The 15,976-nt window shown below is 64.5% G+C and carries 16 protein-coding genes; 7 read left to right on the top strand and 9 right to left on the bottom strand.

Going from position 1 to position 15,976, the window contains the following annotated elements; all coding sequences use genetic code 11:
* The first annotated feature begins 87 nt into the window (after positions 1–87).
* From ABIB24_RS20845 to ABIB24_RS20825, 5 genes are all read left to right on the top strand, one after another.
* Positions 88–1,248: a D-alanyl-D-alanine carboxypeptidase family protein gene (locus tag ABIB24_RS20845; protein WP_025340765.1), complete on the top strand. Its 1,161-nt coding sequence runs from the start codon at positions 88–90 to the stop codon at positions 1,246–1,248.
* A gap of 73 nt (positions 1,249–1,321) precedes the next feature.
* On the top strand, positions 1,322–1,597 hold the full coding sequence (locus tag ABIB24_RS20840; protein ID WP_003249736.1) for a DUF493 domain-containing protein: 276 nt from the start codon (positions 1,322–1,324) through the stop codon (positions 1,595–1,597).
* Entirely contained in the window at positions 1,597–2,244 is a 648-nt protein-coding gene (gene lipB / locus ABIB24_RS20835; RefSeq protein ID WP_013974352.1) for a lipoyl(octanoyl) transferase LipB, read from the top strand. The genes ABIB24_RS20840 and lipB overlap by 1 nt, the downstream gene beginning before the upstream one ends.
* A gap of 2 nt (positions 2,245–2,246) precedes the next feature.
* Positions 2,247–3,263 (top strand): lipoyl synthase, encoded by a 1,017-nt coding sequence (lipA, locus tag ABIB24_RS20830; RefSeq protein ID WP_003257574.1) that lies wholly within the window; start codon positions 2,247–2,249, stop codon positions 3,261–3,263.
* Between the two features lie 87 nt (positions 3,264–3,350).
* Entirely contained in the window at positions 3,351–4,289 is a 939-nt protein-coding gene (locus ABIB24_RS20825; protein ID WP_274078599.1) for a S66 peptidase family protein, read from the top strand.
* A gap of 134 nt (positions 4,290–4,423) precedes the next feature.
* Here ABIB24_RS20825 and ABIB24_RS20820 read toward each other — a convergent pair whose 3' ends face one another.
* The 5 genes from ABIB24_RS20820 to leuS all read right to left on the bottom strand — a co-directional run bounded on the left by ABIB24_RS20820 (position 4,424) and on the right by leuS (position 10,530).
* A complete protein-coding gene (locus ABIB24_RS20820) occupies positions 4,424–5,740 on the bottom strand; it encodes a lytic murein transglycosylase (RefSeq protein ID WP_274078600.1) in 1,317 nt (438 codons plus the stop codon).
* 60 nt (positions 5,741–5,800) lie between these two features.
* Positions 5,801–5,965 carry an alternative ribosome rescue factor ArfA gene (gene arfA / locus ABIB24_RS20815; protein ID WP_025340762.1) on the bottom strand — a complete coding sequence of 55 codons (165 nt, stop codon included), beginning with the start codon at positions 5,963–5,965 and terminating at the stop codon, positions 5,801–5,803.
* A gap of 215 nt (positions 5,966–6,180) precedes the next feature.
* Entirely contained in the window at positions 6,181–7,218 is a 1,038-nt protein-coding gene (gene holA, locus ABIB24_RS20810) for a DNA polymerase III subunit delta (RefSeq protein ID WP_025340761.1), read from the bottom strand.
* 39 nt (positions 7,219–7,257) lie between these two features.
* On the bottom strand, positions 7,258–7,863 hold the full coding sequence (locus ABIB24_RS20805; RefSeq protein WP_137162479.1) for an LPS-assembly lipoprotein LptE: 606 nt from the start codon (positions 7,861–7,863) through the stop codon (positions 7,258–7,260).
* Positions 7,864–7,923: 60 nt separating this feature from the next.
* The gene (gene leuS, locus ABIB24_RS20800) at positions 7,924–10,530 is read right to left on the bottom strand and encodes a leucine--tRNA ligase (protein WP_274078601.1); all 2,607 of its coding nucleotides are present in this window, start codon (positions 10,528–10,530) and stop codon (positions 7,924–7,926) included.
* 227 nt (positions 10,531–10,757) lie between these two features.
* Between leuS and ABIB24_RS20795 the strand changes: the two genes are divergently transcribed.
* Together ABIB24_RS20795 and ABIB24_RS20790 are read left to right on the top strand one after the other, a co-directional pair.
* Entirely contained in the window at positions 10,758–11,072 is a 315-nt protein-coding gene (locus tag ABIB24_RS20795; RefSeq protein WP_003257582.1) for a hypothetical protein, read from the top strand.
* Positions 11,073–11,208: 136 nt separating this feature from the next.
* On the top strand, positions 11,209–11,970 hold the full coding sequence (locus ABIB24_RS20790) for a YdcF family protein (protein ID WP_274078602.1): 762 nt from the start codon (positions 11,209–11,211) through the stop codon (positions 11,968–11,970).
* A gap of 125 nt (positions 11,971–12,095) precedes the next feature.
* Here the strand turns inward: ABIB24_RS20790 and lnt are convergent, their stop codons facing one another.
* Genes lnt through ABIB24_RS20770 form a run of 4 tightly spaced genes read right to left on the bottom strand, consistent with a single transcriptional unit; the run spans position 12,096 to position 15,951 of the window.
* Entirely contained in the window at positions 12,096–13,613 is a 1,518-nt protein-coding gene (gene lnt, locus ABIB24_RS20785) for an apolipoprotein N-acyltransferase (protein WP_025340757.1), read from the bottom strand.
* Positions 13,614–13,621: 8 nt separating this feature from the next.
* On the bottom strand, positions 13,622–14,461 hold the full coding sequence (locus ABIB24_RS20780) for a CorC family transporter (protein WP_003257584.1): 840 nt from the start codon (positions 14,459–14,461) through the stop codon (positions 13,622–13,624).
* A gap of 25 nt (positions 14,462–14,486) precedes the next feature.
* The gene (ybeY, locus tag ABIB24_RS20775; protein WP_025340756.1) at positions 14,487–14,960 is read right to left on the bottom strand and encodes an rRNA maturation RNase YbeY; all 474 of its coding nucleotides are present in this window, start codon (positions 14,958–14,960) and stop codon (positions 14,487–14,489) included.
* On the bottom strand, positions 14,953–15,951 hold the full coding sequence (locus ABIB24_RS20770) for a PhoH family protein (RefSeq protein ID WP_025340755.1): 999 nt from the start codon (positions 15,949–15,951) through the stop codon (positions 14,953–14,955). The genes ybeY and ABIB24_RS20770 overlap by 8 nt, the downstream gene beginning before the upstream one ends.
* Between the last annotated feature and the right edge of the window lie 25 nt (positions 15,952–15,976).

The raw sequence follows: 15,976 nt of genomic DNA, 5'->3' as shown, positions 1-15,976 counted from the left end.
CTACGGCCACAAAAACTAGACTGACTGGCGCTGGGCACATGATCTTGCCCAGGGAACATCAGACCATTAGCGATTTTCGAGAGACGGATGAACATCACCAACCTTGCCAAACGACTTTGCCTGCCCGTACTGCTGATGATCACGCCTGCCGCCTTCGCGGCTGAGCAGATGACGCCGGCGCCACCGCAACTGGCAGCCAAGTCCTACGTACTCATGGATGCGTCCAGCGGCAACGTGCTGGTCGAGAACAACGGTGACGAGCGCCTGCCGCCAGCCAGCCTGACCAAGCTGATGACGGCCTACATCGCCACCCTGGACATCCGTCGCGGCCAGATCGGTGAAAACGACCCGGTTACCGTCAGCGAAAACGCCTGGCGTACCGGCGGTTCGCGCATGTTCATCAAGGTGGGCAGCCAGGTGACCGTCAGCGACCTGCTGCACGGCATCATCATCCAGTCCGGCAACGACGCCTCGGTCGCCCTGGCCGAGCACATCGCCGGCAGCGAAGACGCCTTCGCCGACATGATGAACAAGACCGCTGCCGACCTGGGCATGGGCAACAGCCACTTCATGAACCCGACCGGCCTGCCGCACCCGGAGCACTACTCGTCGGCCCACGACATGGCGACCCTGGCCCGTGCGATCATCAACGTCGACCCGGCCCACTACGCCATCTACTCGCAGAAAGAGTTCTTCTGGAACAACATCAAGCAGCCAAACCGCAACCTGCTGCTGTGGCGTGACAAGACCGTCGACGGCCTGAAGACCGGCCACACCGACGAAGCCGGCTACTGCATGGTGGCTTCGGCCGTTCGCGATGGCCAGCGCCTGATCGCCGTGGTGTTCGGCACCAACAGCGAGCAGTCGCGTGCTGCCGAGACCCAGAAGCTGCTGACCTACGGCTTCCGCTTCTTCGAAACCCAGACCTTCTACCAGAAGGGCACCGAGCTGACCAAGTCGCCGGTCTGGAAGGGCGCGACTGGCGAAGTGAAAGCCGGCCTGGCCAACGACCTGACCCTGACTATGCCTAAAGGCCAATTGAAGCGCCTTCAGGCTTCGATGACCATGAACCCGCAGCTCACCGCGCCAATCGCCAAAGGTGACGTGATCGGCAAAGTGGAAGTCAAACTGGACGAGAAAGTGGTTCACAGCGCCGACCTGATCGCCCTCGATGGCGTCGAGGAAGGTGGTTTCTTCCGCCGTATGTGGGATAGCATCCGTCTATTCTTCTACGGGTTGTTCAACTGATACGTGACCTGCATGCCCCCGCGTATCCTGCGGGGGCGTTGTTGTTGCCACGGCTTACGAGGCCGTTTCCGCCATGAGCGAACCAGACGTCAAGTCGCACAAGATCGAATTCCCCTGCGACGATTACCCGATCAAGGTCATCGGTGACACCGTTGTCGGCTTCAAGGACACGGTGATCGAGATCCTGAGCAAGCACGCCAAGGTCGACCTTTCCACCCTGGCCGAGCGCCAGAGCAAGGAAGGCAAGTACACCACCGTGCAATTGCACATCGTTGCCGAAAGCGAGAACCAGCTCCACGATATCAACAGCGCCCTGCGCGCTACCGGCATCGTGAAAATGGTGCTCTGATGTCCGCCTGCCTCGGTTTTCGCGAGCTTGGCCTGCAGCCCTACGAACCGGTGCTGGAGGCCATGCGTCGCTTCACCGAGCAGCGCAGCCCGGACAGCCAGGATGAAGTCTGGCTGGTCGAGCACCCCGCGGTCTTCACCCAGGGCCAGGCCGGCAAGGCCGAGCACCTGCTGGTGCCGGGCGACATCCCGGTGGTGCAGACCGATCGCGGTGGCCAGGTGACCTACCATGGCCCCGGTCAGCTGGTGGCCTACCTGCTGCTGGATGTGCGCCGGCTGGGCTTTGGCGTGCGTGAGCTGGTCAGCCGTATCGAGCAGACCCTCATCGACCTGCTCGCCAGTTACGATGTCCAGGCCGCGGCCAAGCCCGATGCCCCGGGCGTCTATGTCGACGGAGCGAAAATCGCCTCCCTCGGCCTGCGAATCCGCAACGGCCGTTCGTTCCACGGCCTTGCCCTGAACGTGGACATGGACCTCGCGCCATTCCGCCGAATCAACCCCTGCGGCTATGCGGGGCTGGCGATGACCCAGCTGCGCGACCTGGCAGGTCCGATCGAACTCGACGAGGTCAGGACAAGGCTGCGCGGACAGCTGGTCAAGCACCTCGACTACGCTGAGCAGACGACCCTCACGGGCGGAATCGACTGAATATGACAACTGTGCAAGAAGCCGTGCCGAACCTGATACCTACCCAGGATGCCACCCCGCGCCCAGCGCCGAAGAAGGTGGAAGCCGGGGTCAAGCTGCGTGGTGCCGAAAAGGTGGCGCGCATCCCGGTGAAGATCATCCCCACCGAAGAGCTGCCGAAGAAGCCCGACTGGATCCGCGTGCGTATCCCGGTGTCGCCCGAGGTAGACCGCATCAAGCAGTTGCTGCGCAAGCACAAGCTGCACAGCGTATGCGAAGAGGCATCCTGCCCGAACCTGGGCGAGTGCTTCTCCGGTGGTACCGCCACCTTCATGATCATGGGTGACATCTGCACCCGTCGTTGCCCGTTCTGCGACGTTGGCCACGGCCGGCCGAAACCGCTGGACCTGGATGAGCCGAAGAACCTGGCCATCGCCATCGCCGACCTGCGCCTGAAGTACGTGGTGATCACCTCGGTGGACCGCGACGACCTGCGTGACGGTGGTGCCCAGCACTTTGCCGACTGCATCCGCGAAATCCGTGCGCTGTCGCCGGGCGTACAGCTGGAAACCCTGGTGCCTGACTACCGTGGGCGCATGGATATTGCCTTGGAAATCACCGCGCAAGAGCCGCCGGATGTGTTCAACCACAACCTCGAGACCGTACCGCGCCTGTACAAGGCCGCACGCCCGGGTTCGGACTACGACTGGTCGCTGGACCTGCTGCAGAAGTTCAAGCAGCTGGTGCCGCACGTACCGACCAAGTCGGGCCTGATGCTCGGCCTGGGCGAGACCGACGAGGAAGTGATCGAAGTGATGCACCGCATGCGCGAGCATGACATCGACATGCTCACCCTCGGCCAGTACCTTCAGCCGTCGCGCAGCCACCTGCCGGTGCAGCGTTTCGTCCACCCGGACACCTTCGCCTGGTTTGCCGAGGAAGGTTACAAGATGGGCTTCAAGAACGTCGCTTCCGGCCCGCTGGTGCGTTCTTCGTACCACGCTGACCAGCAGGCTCACGAAGCCAAGATCAAGCTCTGAGCCAAGCACAGAGCCACGCATGCCGATGCGCGCCGAAGGGCGGCATCGGCATTTTTGTTTGTGCCACACGCGCTGCAAGGAGCCGCGATGAATTGCGCCGAAACCTTCCAACCCAGCCTGCCCGCCGCGCTGCCGCGTGATGCCTGTTTTGCCATTGTCGCCCCGGCGGGCGCGGCGCGGCTGGATACGCACAAGGTCAACCAGTGGTTCGTTGATCGAGGCTACAGTTGCCGCATCTACCCGGGTGCCCTTCAGGCCCAGGGCTATCTGGCGGGGCCGGACCGGCAGCGGTTGCAGGACCTGCATGATGCCTTTGCCGACCCGGCCATCGACGCCATTCTGTGCATGCGTGGGGGGTACGGCAGCATGCGCCTGCTCGACCAGCTCGATTTCGAACTGATCCGGCGCAACCCCAAGCCGCTGATCGGCTACAGCGACATCACCGCGCTGCACACGGCGATCTACCGGCATACCGGGCTGCTCACCTTCCATGGCGGGATGCTCAATGCCGACCTGCTGGGGGCAAAGTTGCCGCCAACCGAGACTTCGTTGCTGGCGCAGCTGGGTGGGCATGTGCGGGCAGGGGAACAGATCGTGCACCCAGCTGACTTCGCCTTGAGCAGCGTGCTGCATGGGGTGGCCAGCGGGCCGCTGCTGGGCGGCAACCTGTCGATGCTGGGCGCTACCCTGGGGACGATTGCCGAGCTGGATACGCAGGGCTGCATCCTGTTCATCGAGGACGTCAACGAGCCGCTGTACCGGGTGGATCGCTTGCTGACCCAACTGCGCCTGGCGGGCAAGCTGGAGGGGGTGAAGGGTGTGCTGGTGGGGGACTTTGCCGGGATTACCACTGCGGCGTTGACGCCCCTGCTGGAGGACATCTTCGCGCCGCTGGGTGTGCCGGTGCTGGCCGGGTGGCGCAGTGGGCATTGTGACCCGAATGTGTGCTTGCCGCTGGGGGCTCGGGTAATGCTGGACAGCTCTCGGCAGAGCTTGCTGCTGGAGCAGGATCTTTTCCAGGCTTGAGATTGCCGGGGCTGCTTTGCAGCCCATCGCGACACAAGGCCGCTCCTACAGGAGACCGCGTTACCCCGATGGTTCGCGATCGCTTGTAGGAGCGGCCTTGTGTCGCGATGGGCCGCGCAGCGGCCCCAAAATGCTCACTGCTGACGCAGGCTCTCGAGCAGCTTGTGCGTCGGATACCCATCCGCCGGCCACCCCAACCCCTGCTGGGCATTGCGGATCGCCTTGCGGGTATTGGCGCCAATGATGCCATCGGCATTGCCGGCTTCGTGCCCATTGCTGTTCAGCAGGTTCTGCAGCTCCATGCGCTCGCTGCGGCTGAGCGGCAGGTCTTCTTTCGGCCAGCTGCCGGCAATGAAGCCCCAGCCCGTGAAGCGATCACCCAGCAGGCTTACCGCCAGCGCGTAGGACGACGAATTGTTGTACTTGAGGATGGCGCGGAAGTTGTCCAGCACCAGGAACGCCGGGCCGCGCGCGCCCGCTGGCAGCACCAGGGCGGCAGACAGCTGGTTGCTGCCCACTGGCAGCTGGGTACCGGCAGGCAGTTTCACGCCCATCGCCAGCCACTCGCTCACCGGCTTGCGCAGGGCGCCATCGGCCTGCCAGTAATCGAAGCCAGGCGGCACCTGTACCTCGAAGCCCCACGGCTGGCCACGTTTCCAGCCCGAGCTCTGCAGATAGTGCGCGGTCGAGGCCAGGGCGTCTGGCGTGCTGTTCCAGATGTCGCGGCGGCCATCGCCGTCGAAGTCCACGGCATGGGTGTTGTAGGTGGTCGGGATGAACTGGGTCTGGCCCATGGCGCCGGCCCACGAGCCACGCATGGCCTCAGGCTGGATGTCGCCATGCTGGATGATCTGCAGCGCAGCGATCAGCTGGTCCTGGGCGAACTGCGGGCGGCGGCCCTCATAGGCCAGGGTAGCCAGCGAGCGGATCACCGACTTGTTGCCCTGGAACTGACCGAAGTTGCTCTCCATGCCCCATACCGCGACCAGCACCTGGCGATCGACGCCATAGCGTTGCTCGATGCGGGTCAGCAGTTCGGCGTTCTGCTCCAGCAGCTTTTTGCCGTTGCGCACACGCAGGGGCGACAGGGCGCCTTCGAGGTATTCCCATACCGGGCGGGTGAACTCCGGCTGGCTGCGATCGGCCTTGATCACATCCATGTCGGGGGTGATGCCGAGGAAGGCGCGGTCGAAGGTGTCCTGCGAAATGCCGGCTTGCAGGGCTTGCTGGCGAAAGCCTGCTTGCCATTGTGCGAAGGTTTGCAGAGGCTGGATTTCAGTGCTGGTGTCGGGCGTCGTGCCGGGCAGGGTCACCACCGGGGCGGGCTGGGCGGGGGCCAGCGGCAGGGCATCGGCGGCAGTGGGCTTTTCTGCGCAGGCCACAAGCAGGATGAAACTGGAGGCCGCGATCAGCTGACGGGTTTTCCAGCGGGGGAGAAGACTGAGGAGCATTCACAGATCCAGAATTGCAGGTCAGGTGACGACCATACCATGCCTGCGCTTTCGATGCTTTCATGCTGCCAAAAAGTAGGAAGCCTCCCAATCTCTCGATTGGAAGGCTTCGCGGCGGTAGCTGCCTTTGCCCTTGTTCGGCCGTTCCTGGCGGCAGCGGAACAGCGGTTGGGCGATGATCGACTTGGCCTTGTTGGGGCCGTGCTTTTTCGGCTTTTTGCTCATGGCGGGGTTCCCGGGTTGGGTGGGTTCGGGCGCACTGTAGGGCGCTGGGCGGGTGGGGGCCAATTGATTGTGTATATGGTCGAGATCTTGGGGGCATTGCAGCCCTGTGGGAGCGGGCGTGCCGAGGCGTCGAACCGCCGCGAACACCGGCGAAGCCGGTGCCATCCACCGCGTCGCCTGATTCGCGGGCATGCCCGCTCCCACAGCGGCCCCAGTTACTCGGGAGGCAGTGTCAGGCGCTGGCCGGCCATCAGCAGCGACAAGCGCGCCAGGCCTGTCCAGGGCGAGCCCTCGGCCTGGCCTTTGATCTGTGCATCGATACGCTGGGCATCTTGCAGCAACTGCGCCCAGCGCTGCGCCGACAGGCGCTGCAGGGCCTTGCTGACCAGTGGCCGGCGTTTGTCCCAGATCGGCGGGCGGGCCTGGCTGAAGGCCTTGTCCAGCGGTACACCCTGGCTGAACTGCTGGGCCAGCCCGGCCAGCTGGCGCAGCTCACGGGCCAGGGCCCAGAGAATCACTGGTGGCTCCACGCCTTCACCGCGCAAGCCTTCGAGCATGCGCAAGGCATGCGCGGCTTCGCCGTTGAGAATGGCATCGACCAGGCCGAAGACATCGAAGCGGGCGCTGTCGGCGACGGCGGCCTGCACGGTCTCCACGGTGATCTGGTTACCTTCGGCAAGCAGCTTGAGCTTTTCGATTTCCTGCGCTGCAGCCAGCAGGTTGCCTTCCACGCGTGCGGCGATCAGGTCGACGGCGTCACGTTGTGCCGACAGGCCGGCCTGCTGCAGGCGCTGGTTGATCCACTGCGGCAGCTGGTGCACATCCACCGGCCAGATCTGGATGAACTGGCAGTGGGCGCCTTCGATCAGCGCCTTGCCCCACTTGGTCTTCTGTGCGCTGCCGTCGAGCTTGGGCAGGCTGACCAGCAGCAGGGTGTCTTCGGCGGGGTTGGCGCAGTATTCCATCAGCGCAGCAGCGCCCTTGTCACCGGGCTTGCCCGAGGGCAGGCGCAATTCCAGCAGGCGGCGCTGGGCGAACAGGGACAGGCTGGCGCCAGCCTGGAGCAGGGTGCCCCAGTCGAAGTTGGCGTCGGCACTGAATACCTGGCGTTCGTCGAAGCCCTGCTGGCGCGCGGCGTTGCGGATGGCGTCGGCGGCTTCCTGGCACAGCAGCGGGTCGTCGCCGCTGACCACGTAGACCGGTGCCAGGGCGCCTTGCAGGTGCTTGTTGAGTTGGGCGGGGGCGAGCTTCATGGGAAACAGGCGGGGCACCCGAAGGCACCCCGCTCGGGCTTAGTTGCCCGGTACTTCCAGTGGCGACTGCTGAGGCGTCTCGGCCTGCTGGCGGCGAGCAGCCTCCAGTGCTGCGGCTTCGGCCTTGGCGCGCTCGTCGGCTTGACGCTGCAGCTCGTCCAGCTGGGACGGGGTCAGCATCTGCAGGCGAACGACCATGGCGTTGACCAGGTCTCGACGCATTTCTTCGCGGGCGCGGCTGGCTTCCTGCTCGGAGCCGGTGATGTTCGAGCCGTCACGCAAGTAGATCTTGCGCACTTCCAGCTTGTCGCTCATCAGCTCCAGGTTGTTCAGGCCCTGGATGCTGTAGTTCAGCACGGTGGTCAGCTCGTACTCGGCGGTACGGTTGCCGCTGTTGTAGGTCGCCGAGCGCTCGCGCTCCTGCTCGTTGGTCAGCACCAGGCGGTACGGTGCGCCAGCGTGCACGTTGACACCGCTACGCTGCAGTACTTCACGCAGCTGGACCACGGTCGGGCCGTAGGCGTTGCGTGCGCTGACGTCCATTTCCTTCACGCTCAGTTCGGTAGAGCCGGTGCCGCGCAGCTGGAAACCGCAGGCGCTGAGCATGACCGCCAGGCCAATTACCAGCAAATTGCGTTTGATCATGTTGTTGCTCCCTTGTGGGCCTGTTCGCCCGCCCGCAGTGGCTGCGGGCGGGCGTTGCCATCAGTTGGCGACGATGTTGACCAGCTTGCCCGGTACCACGATGACCTTGCGGATGGTCAGGCCATCGATGAAGCGCAGGACGTTCTCGTTGCTGCGCGCGGCGGCTTCGATTTCTTCGCGGCTGGCGGCGGCCGGCATTTCGACCTGGCCACGCAGCTTGCCGTTGACCTGCACCACCAGGGTGACGGTGTCCTGTACCAGGGCTGCCTCGTCGACGGCTGGCCAGCTGGCGTCGATGACGGCCTGCTGGTGGCCCAGCTGTTGCCACAGCTCGTGGGAGATGTGCGGGGTGATCGGTGCCAGCAGCAGGGTGACGGCCTCCAGGCCTTCCTGCAGCAGGGCGCGGTCCTGTTCAGTGGCCTGCGGGGCCTTTTCCAGCACGTTCATCACGGTCATCACCTGGGCGATGGCGGTGTTGAACTTGTGGAACTGGCCTACGTCGGTGCTGGCCTGCTTGATGGCGGCGTGGATGGCGCGGCGGATGACCTTCTGCGCGTCGTCCAGGGCGGCGACATCCAGCTTGCCCGGCAGGCCTTGGGCCACGTGGGCCTGGGCCAGGCGCCAGACGCGGCGCAGGAAGCGGCTGGCGCCTTCGACGCCGGAGTCGGACCATTCCAGGCTCATGTCGGGCGGCGAGGCGAACATCATGAACAGGCGGCAGGTGTCGGCGCCGTACTGGTCGATCATCGATTGCGGGTCGACGCCGTTGTTCTTCGACTTCGACATCTTCTCGGTGCCACCGATTTCCACCGGCAGGCCGTCGGTCTTCAGGCGGGCGCCAATGATCTTGGCCTTGGCATCGCGCTCGACTTCAACATCGGCCGGGTTGAACCAGTCCTTGCCGCCGTTGCTGGCCACACGGTAGTAGGTTTCGGCGACCACCATGCCCTGGGTCAGCAGGTTCTTGAACGGCTCGTTCGAGGTGACCAGGCCTTCGTCACGCATCAGCTTGTGGAAGAAGCGCGCGTACAGCAGGTGCAGGATGGCGTGCTCGATACCGCCGATGTACTGGTCGACCGGCAGCCAGTGGTTGGCCGCTTTCGGGTCGACCATGCCACCTTCGTAGTTCGGCGAGGCGTAGCGGGCGAAGTACCAGGACGACTCGACGAAGGTGTCCATGGTGTCGGTTTCGCGCTTGGCCGCGGTGCCGCATTTCGGGCAGCTGCACTCGTAGAATTCAGGCATGCGCGCCAGTGGCGAACCGGCACCGTCCGGCACCACGTTCTCCGGCAGGGTGACCGGCAGCTGGTCTTCCGGCACCGGTACGTCGCCGCAGGATGGGCAGTGGATGATCGGGATCGGGCAGCCCCAGTAGCGCTGGCGGCTGATACCCCAGTCGCGCAAGCGGAACTGGGTACGCGATTTGCCCAGCTCCTTGCGGATCAGGGCGGCTTCGATGGCGTCGAAGGCACCGGCGAAGTCCAGGCCGTCGAACTCGCCGGAGTTGATCAGCTGGCCGTGCTCGCCATAGGCGGCCAGCCACTCGTTGCCGACTTCGTCGCCAGCGCTGGTGCGCACCACGGCCTTGACCGGCAGGTTGTACTTGTGGGCGAACTCGAAGTCGCGCTCATCGTGTGCCGGCACGGCCATGACGGCGCCATCGCCGTAGTGCATCAGCACGTAGTTGGCGACCCATACCGGCAGCTTCTCGCCGGTCAGCGGGTGCTCGACCAGCAGGGAAGTGGCCATGCCCTTCTTCTCCTGGGTGGCCATGTCGGCTTCGGCAACGCTGCCGCTCTTGCACTCGTCGATGAACGCCTGCAGCGCCGGGTTGCCCTGGGCGGCCTGGGTGGCCAGCGGGTGTTCGGCGGCGACGGCGACGTAGGTGGCGCCCATCAGCGTGTCGGGACGGGTGGTGAAGACCTTGAGGGTGCCTTCGTGGCCGATGCTGGCCAGGTCGAACGGGAACTGCACTTCCATGCCGCGCGACTTGCCGATCCAGTTGCGCTGCATGGTCTTGACCTGCTCAGGCCAGCCCGGCAGCTCGTCGAGGCTTTCCAGCAACTCGTCGGCGTAGTCGGTGATGCGGAAGTAGTACATCGGGATTTCGCGCTTCTCGATCAGCGCGCCCGAACGCCAGCCACGGCCGTCGATGACCTGCTCGTTGGCCAGTACGGTCTGGTCCGCCGGGTCCCAATTCACGGTACCGTTCTTGCGGTAGATGATGCCTTTCTCGAACAGGCGGGTGAACAGCCACTGCTCCCAACGGTAGTAGTCGGGCTTGCAGGTGGTGACTTCACGTGCCCAGTCGATGGCCAGGCCCAGGCTCTTGAGCTGGGTCTTCATGTAGTCGATGTTTTCGTACGTCCACTTGGCCGGGGCGACGTTGTTCTTCATCGCCGCGTTTTCCGCGGGCATGCCGAATGCGTCCCAGCCCATCGGCTGCAGGACGTTCTTGCCCAGCATGCGCTGGTAGCGGGCAATCACGTCACCGATGGTGTAGTTGCGCACGTGGCCCATGTGTAGCTTGCCGCTCGGGTACGGGAACATCGACAGGCAGTAGTAGGTGTCCTTGCCTGGCTGTTCGGTAACAGCGAACGATTGTTGCTCGTCCCAGAACTTCTGGGCGGCGGCTTCGATATCACGGGGCGTGTATTGTTCGTGCATGGCTACTTTTTGCTGAGAGAGAAGAGACCTTGTTCCAGGCAGCGGAACCTCGCTGCGTCCGGCACTCCGGTGTCGTTTAGAGTGAACGCCGTAGCATACAGCAGCGCCGCGCATCGTGGGAAACCTTCGTTGCGAATGCCCGCTGGTCGCGGCACACGGCTGCTTTTTGCAGCGACGCTAAGCTCAGGTGTGGGGGGAGATATTCTTATCTTCAATGAGGTGAACGGATGGGAGAGACGCAGCTACCCGCAATCAGACCGGAGCTATACGAACGCCTGATCGACCGGCTTGGCCTGGCGCTGGAAGTGGCCAGGACCTCGGTGCGATTGCGCGACGAAATGCCAGCCGAGCTGGAGTTGCGTGGCTTGAGCCACGCAGAGTTCGAACTGATCAAGGCCTACCTGGATTCCCTCCCGGAGCGCCACAATGCCTGTGTCGGCAGTTACCCACAAGCGGAGCCGACATCGGCCAAGATCATCTGGCTCAAGGACAAGAAACGCCCCGCCAGCACGGCGAGATCCAGGACGCTGCCACATCGCTAGCCGTTCAGGACGCCAGGCGCAGGCTATCGCGCGCCGGTTCTTCAAAATTTGCACAGCTCACGATCGGCGCCGGCCGCACCCTTGTTGACCGGCGTCGATCCTTCTAGGCTGCACGCCTGCCAAGGAGGTGTGGCCAATGCCGATCCGATACTTCGTCAAACAATGGCTGATGCCGCCAGGCGTCCTGTTCCTGCTGCTGCTTGTGGCGTGGTGGCTGCGCCGTCGCCGGCCCAGGCTGGCAGCGCTGTGTTTTGCCGTGGGCCTTGGTGGCCTGTGGCTGATGAGCCTGCCGCTGGTGGTGCAGGAAACCGCCCGTGCGCTGGAGACGGAAGCGCCGCTGGCGGTAAGCGATTGGGCCGGCCTGGCAAGCCGGGCGGATGCCATCGTGGTGCTGGGCGCGGGGCGTGAGCGGGGTGATCCGGCCTGGGGTGGTAGCGACCAGCCCACGGCCACGGCGCTGGAGCGCATGCGCTTCGCCGCGCGGCTGTCCAAGGCTTCGGGCTTGCCGGTGCTGACCAGTGGCGGGTTGCACTATGGCTCGCCGCCGAGCGAGGCGCAGTTGATGGCTGATCGCCTGCGTGAAGATTTCGGTGTCGAGGTGAAATGGCGGGAGGAGGGCAGCCGCACGACCTGGGAGAATGCCCGGCTGACGGCCAAGGTACTGCAGCCGTTGGGGATTCGCCGGGTGGTCGTGGTGACCCAGGCGTGGCACATGCAGCGCTCGCGCTGGAGCTTCGAGCAGGCGGGGTTCGAGGTGGTGCCGGCGCCGGTCGGGTTCCTCGGGCGCGATCATGCGCGGCCGTTCGGCGGGTTGCTGCCGGAGAGCCGGGCGATGTGGCAGAGCGGGCAGTTGCTCAATGAAGTGGCCGGGCTGGTGGGGTATCGGCTGTTCTACTGAGCCTTGTGTTGCCTGTGCCGGCCTCTTCGCGGGTGAACCCGCTCCCACAGGTATACCGCAGGCCATGGGCTTGTGCGGTCCCTGTGGGAGCGGGTTTACCCGCGAAGAGGCCGGTACAGGAAAACTCAAACGGTCTTGGCAATGCGCCCGGCCAGCAACGCCCAACCCAGCAGCAATGCGCAGACTATCGCCAGCGGCCACGACCGCCATTGCAGGTACGGCGTCAGTTTCTGCATCGGCACCACCTCGCCATACAGCACCGCCTGCTGGAACTGCGGTACCTGCGTGGTAATGCGGCCAAACGGGTCGATCAGCGCGGTCACGCCGTTGTTGGTGGCGCGGATCATCCAGCGGCCGGCTTCCAGCGCGCGCATCTGCGCCATCTGCAGGTGCTGCAACGGGCCGATCGAGGTGCCGAACCAGGTGTCGTTGCTGATGGTCAGCAGCAGGTCGCTGCGGGCCGCCAGGCCAGCGGCGAATTCGGGGTAGACCACCTCGTAACAGATGTAAGGCGCAATCTGGTAGCCCTTGGCCTGCAGCAGCGGCTGGTCTTCCGGCCCGCGGGCGAAGTCCGACATGGGCAGGTTGAAGAACTCGATCAGGCCGCGCAGCATGTCCTGCAGCGGCACATACTCGCCAAACGGCACCAGCTTCTGCTTGAGGTAGGTGCCATCGCCTTCACCGGTGACGGTGATGCCGTTGTAGTAGCGGCGCTGGTGGTGCACCACTTCACGCACCGGCACGCCGGTGATCAGCGCCGAATGCCGTTCGGCGGCGAACCGGCCCATCACATCGATGTAGCCCTGGGCCTGGTCCTTGAGCACCGGGACCGCGGTTTCCGGCCACACCAGCAGGTCCACCGGCCTGGAGCTGAAGCTCAGGTCACGGTACAGCGCCAGTTGCGCGTCGATGTGTGCCGGGTCCCATTTCAGGTCCTGCTCGACATTGCCCTGGATGGCCGCCACTTTCAGCGGGTCGCCCGCCGGCTTGGTCCAGGCATGGCCCTTGAGCGCCAGGCCCAGCACCCACGGGGCCAGCAACAGCAGGCAACCCACCGCCAGGAACGAGGGGCGGGCGCGCAGGCGGTGCAGGTTGCACAGCAGGGCAGCGGTCAGGGCCAGGGTGAAGGAAATCAGCCACACGCCGCCCAGCGGTGCCAGGCCGGCCAGCGGGCCGTCCAGCTGGCTGTAGCCGGCGTAGAGCCAGGGGAAACCGGTCAGGAACCAGCCGCGGAAGGCCTCTTGCAGCAGCCACAGGGCGGCGAAGCACAAGGCGTCGGCCAGTGGCGCCTCGGTACGCCGCAACCAGCGTGCCCAAAGCCAGGTGGGCAGGGCGAAGAACCAGGCCAGGGCGGCGAAGAACGCCAGCAGCAGCAGGATCGCCAGCAGCGGCGAGGCGCCGCCGTAGGTGTTCATGCTGACGTAGATCCACCAGGTGCCGGCACCGTACAGGCCGAAGCCGAACCACCAGCCACGCCACATGGCCTGGCGCGGGCTGAGCTCGCGCAGGCCAAGGTAGAGCAGGGCGATGGACAACACGGCGAGGGGCCAGATGTCGAACGGCGCCAGGGCCAGGAGGGTGGAGGCACCGGCCGCCAGGGCCAGCAGGTTACCGGGCCAGCCGGGGCGGGTGATCCAACGCATGTTTGTCCTTAACGGGTGATCGGTGTCAGGCGCAGCAAGTGTATCCGCCGGCTGTCGGCATTGAGAATACGGAACTTGTAAGGGCCGATCTCGGTGGTTTCGTTGCGCTTGGGCAGGTGACCGAAGGCGCTCATCACCAGGCCGCCGACCGTGTCGAACTCGTCATCGGAGAATTCGCTGTCGAAGAACTCGTTGAAGTTCTCGATCGGGGTAAGCGCCTTGACCAGGAAGTCACCGCTGGGCAGCGGCTTGATGTAGCTGTCTTCCTCGACATCGTGCTCGTCCTCGATGTCGCCGACGATCTGCTCCAGCACGTCCTCGATGGTGACCAGGCCGGCCACGCCGCCGTACTCGTCGATGACGATGGCCATGTGGTTATGGTTGGCGCGGAACTCGCGCAGCAGCACGTTCAGGCGCTTGGACTCGGGCACGAAAGTGGCCGGGCGCAGCAGGTCCTTGATGTTGAAGCTGTCGCCGTTCTCCTTGAGGATCAGCGGCAGCAGGTCCTTGGCGAGCAGGATCCCGAGCACATCGTCGTGGCTTTCGCCGATCACCGGGTAGCGCGAATGCGCGGCGTCGATCACTGCCGGCAGGAACTCGCGCGGCGACTGGCTGGCCTTGATGCTGATCATCTGCGAACGCGGCACCATGATGTCGCGAACCTGCAGGTCGGCCACCTGGATGGCGCCTTCGACGATGGTCAGCGCTTCGCTGTCCAGCAGTTTGTTCTGATGGGCTTCGCGCAGCAGTTCAAGGAGTTGCTGGCGGTTTTTCGGCTCATGGGCAAAAGCCTGGGTCAGTTTACCCAGCCAGGACTTCTGCCCGTTGCTCGATCGATCTTCGCTCATGGCGGTTCTCGTGATCCTTCGTGTATCAGTGTGTGATGGTGTCGGTTTCATCGTCGGCGTACGGGTCGGGATGACCCAGTTCTGCCAGCAATTCCCGTTCCAGGCCTTCCATTTCCTCGGCTTCCTCATCCTCGATGTGGTCGTAGCCGAGCAGATGCAGGCAACCGTGGATGACCAGGTGTGCCCAGTGCGCTTCCAGCGACTTGCCCTGTTCGGCGGCTTCGCGCTCGACCACCGGCACGCAGATCACCAGGTCGCCCAGCAGCGGGATATCGAGCAGGTCGTCGGGAACGTCGGCCGGGAACGACAGCACATTGGTCGCGTAGTCCTTGTGCCGGTAGGTGTGGTTCAGCTCGCGGCCTTCGACTTCGTCGACCAGGCGAATGGTCATTTCCGAATCGGCGCTGCGCTGGCGCAGGGCCAGTTCGCACCAGCGGCGAAAGGCGGTGTCATCCGGGGCGGCAGCATCCGTGGCCCGTTGAATATCGAGTTCAAGCATCTTTGCCGGGCGCCTCGGGCTTGGCCTGGCGGGCATCGAAGCGGTCGTAGGCCTCGACAATGCGCTGCACCAGTGGGTGACGAACCACATCTTTGGGTTGGAAGTGGGTGAAACTGATCCCCGGGACGTCCCTCAGCACCTCGATGACGTGCGCCAGGCCCGACTTGGTGCCACGGGGCAGGTCGACCTGGGTGATGTCACCGGTGATGACCGCAGTGGAGCCGAAGCCGATACGGGTGAGGAACATCTTCATCTGTTCCAGCGTGGTGTTCTGGCTCTCGTCGAGGATGATGAAGCTGTTGTTCAGGGTGCGGCCACGCATGTAGGCCAGCGGGGCGATCTCGATCACCTGGCGTTCGATCAGCTTGGCCACGTGTTCGAAGCCGAGCATTTCGTACAGGGCGTCGTACAGCGGGCGCAGGTACGGGTCGATCTTCTGGGCCAGGTCGCCGGGCAGGAAGCCGAGCTTTTCGCCCGCCTCGACCGCCGGGCGCACCAGCAGGATACGGCGCACCTGTTCGCGTTCGAGCGCGTCCACGGCGCAGGCCACGGCCAGGTAGGTCTTGCCGGTACCAGCCGGGCCGATGCCGAAGTTGATGTCGTTGGCCAGGATTTCCTTGACGTAGCGTTGCTGGTTGACCCCGCGCGGGCGGATGTTGCCCTTGCGCGTGCGCAGCGACACGCTGACCTCGGTGACGGCCGGGTTGTCGATGTTCTCGACGGTCGATTCCTGCAGGTACAGGTGCACGGTTTCCGGCGACAGGTCGCTGGCCTTGGTCTCGCGGTAGAGACGGCGCAGCAGCTGTTCGGCAGCGGAGGTGGTCTTGGGTTCGCCGATCAGCTCGAACTGATTGCCGCGGTTGCGGATCTCGATGGCCAGGCGCTGTTCGATCAGGCGCAGGTGCTCGTCGAACTGGCCGCACAAGTTGGCGAAACGGTGGGCCTCGAAAGGTTCGAGGATGAAACGATGGGGTTGTATGGGTGCGTTCAAGGTCGTTTTTAGCCGCTCGACGGCA

The sequence above is a fragment of the Pseudomonas sp. UYEF17 genome, assembly GCF_040546125.1.
GTDB lineage: Bacteria > Pseudomonadota > Gammaproteobacteria > Pseudomonadales > Pseudomonadaceae > Aquipseudomonas > Aquipseudomonas putida_Z.
This window is presented reverse-complemented; position numbering and strand designations above follow the sequence as displayed.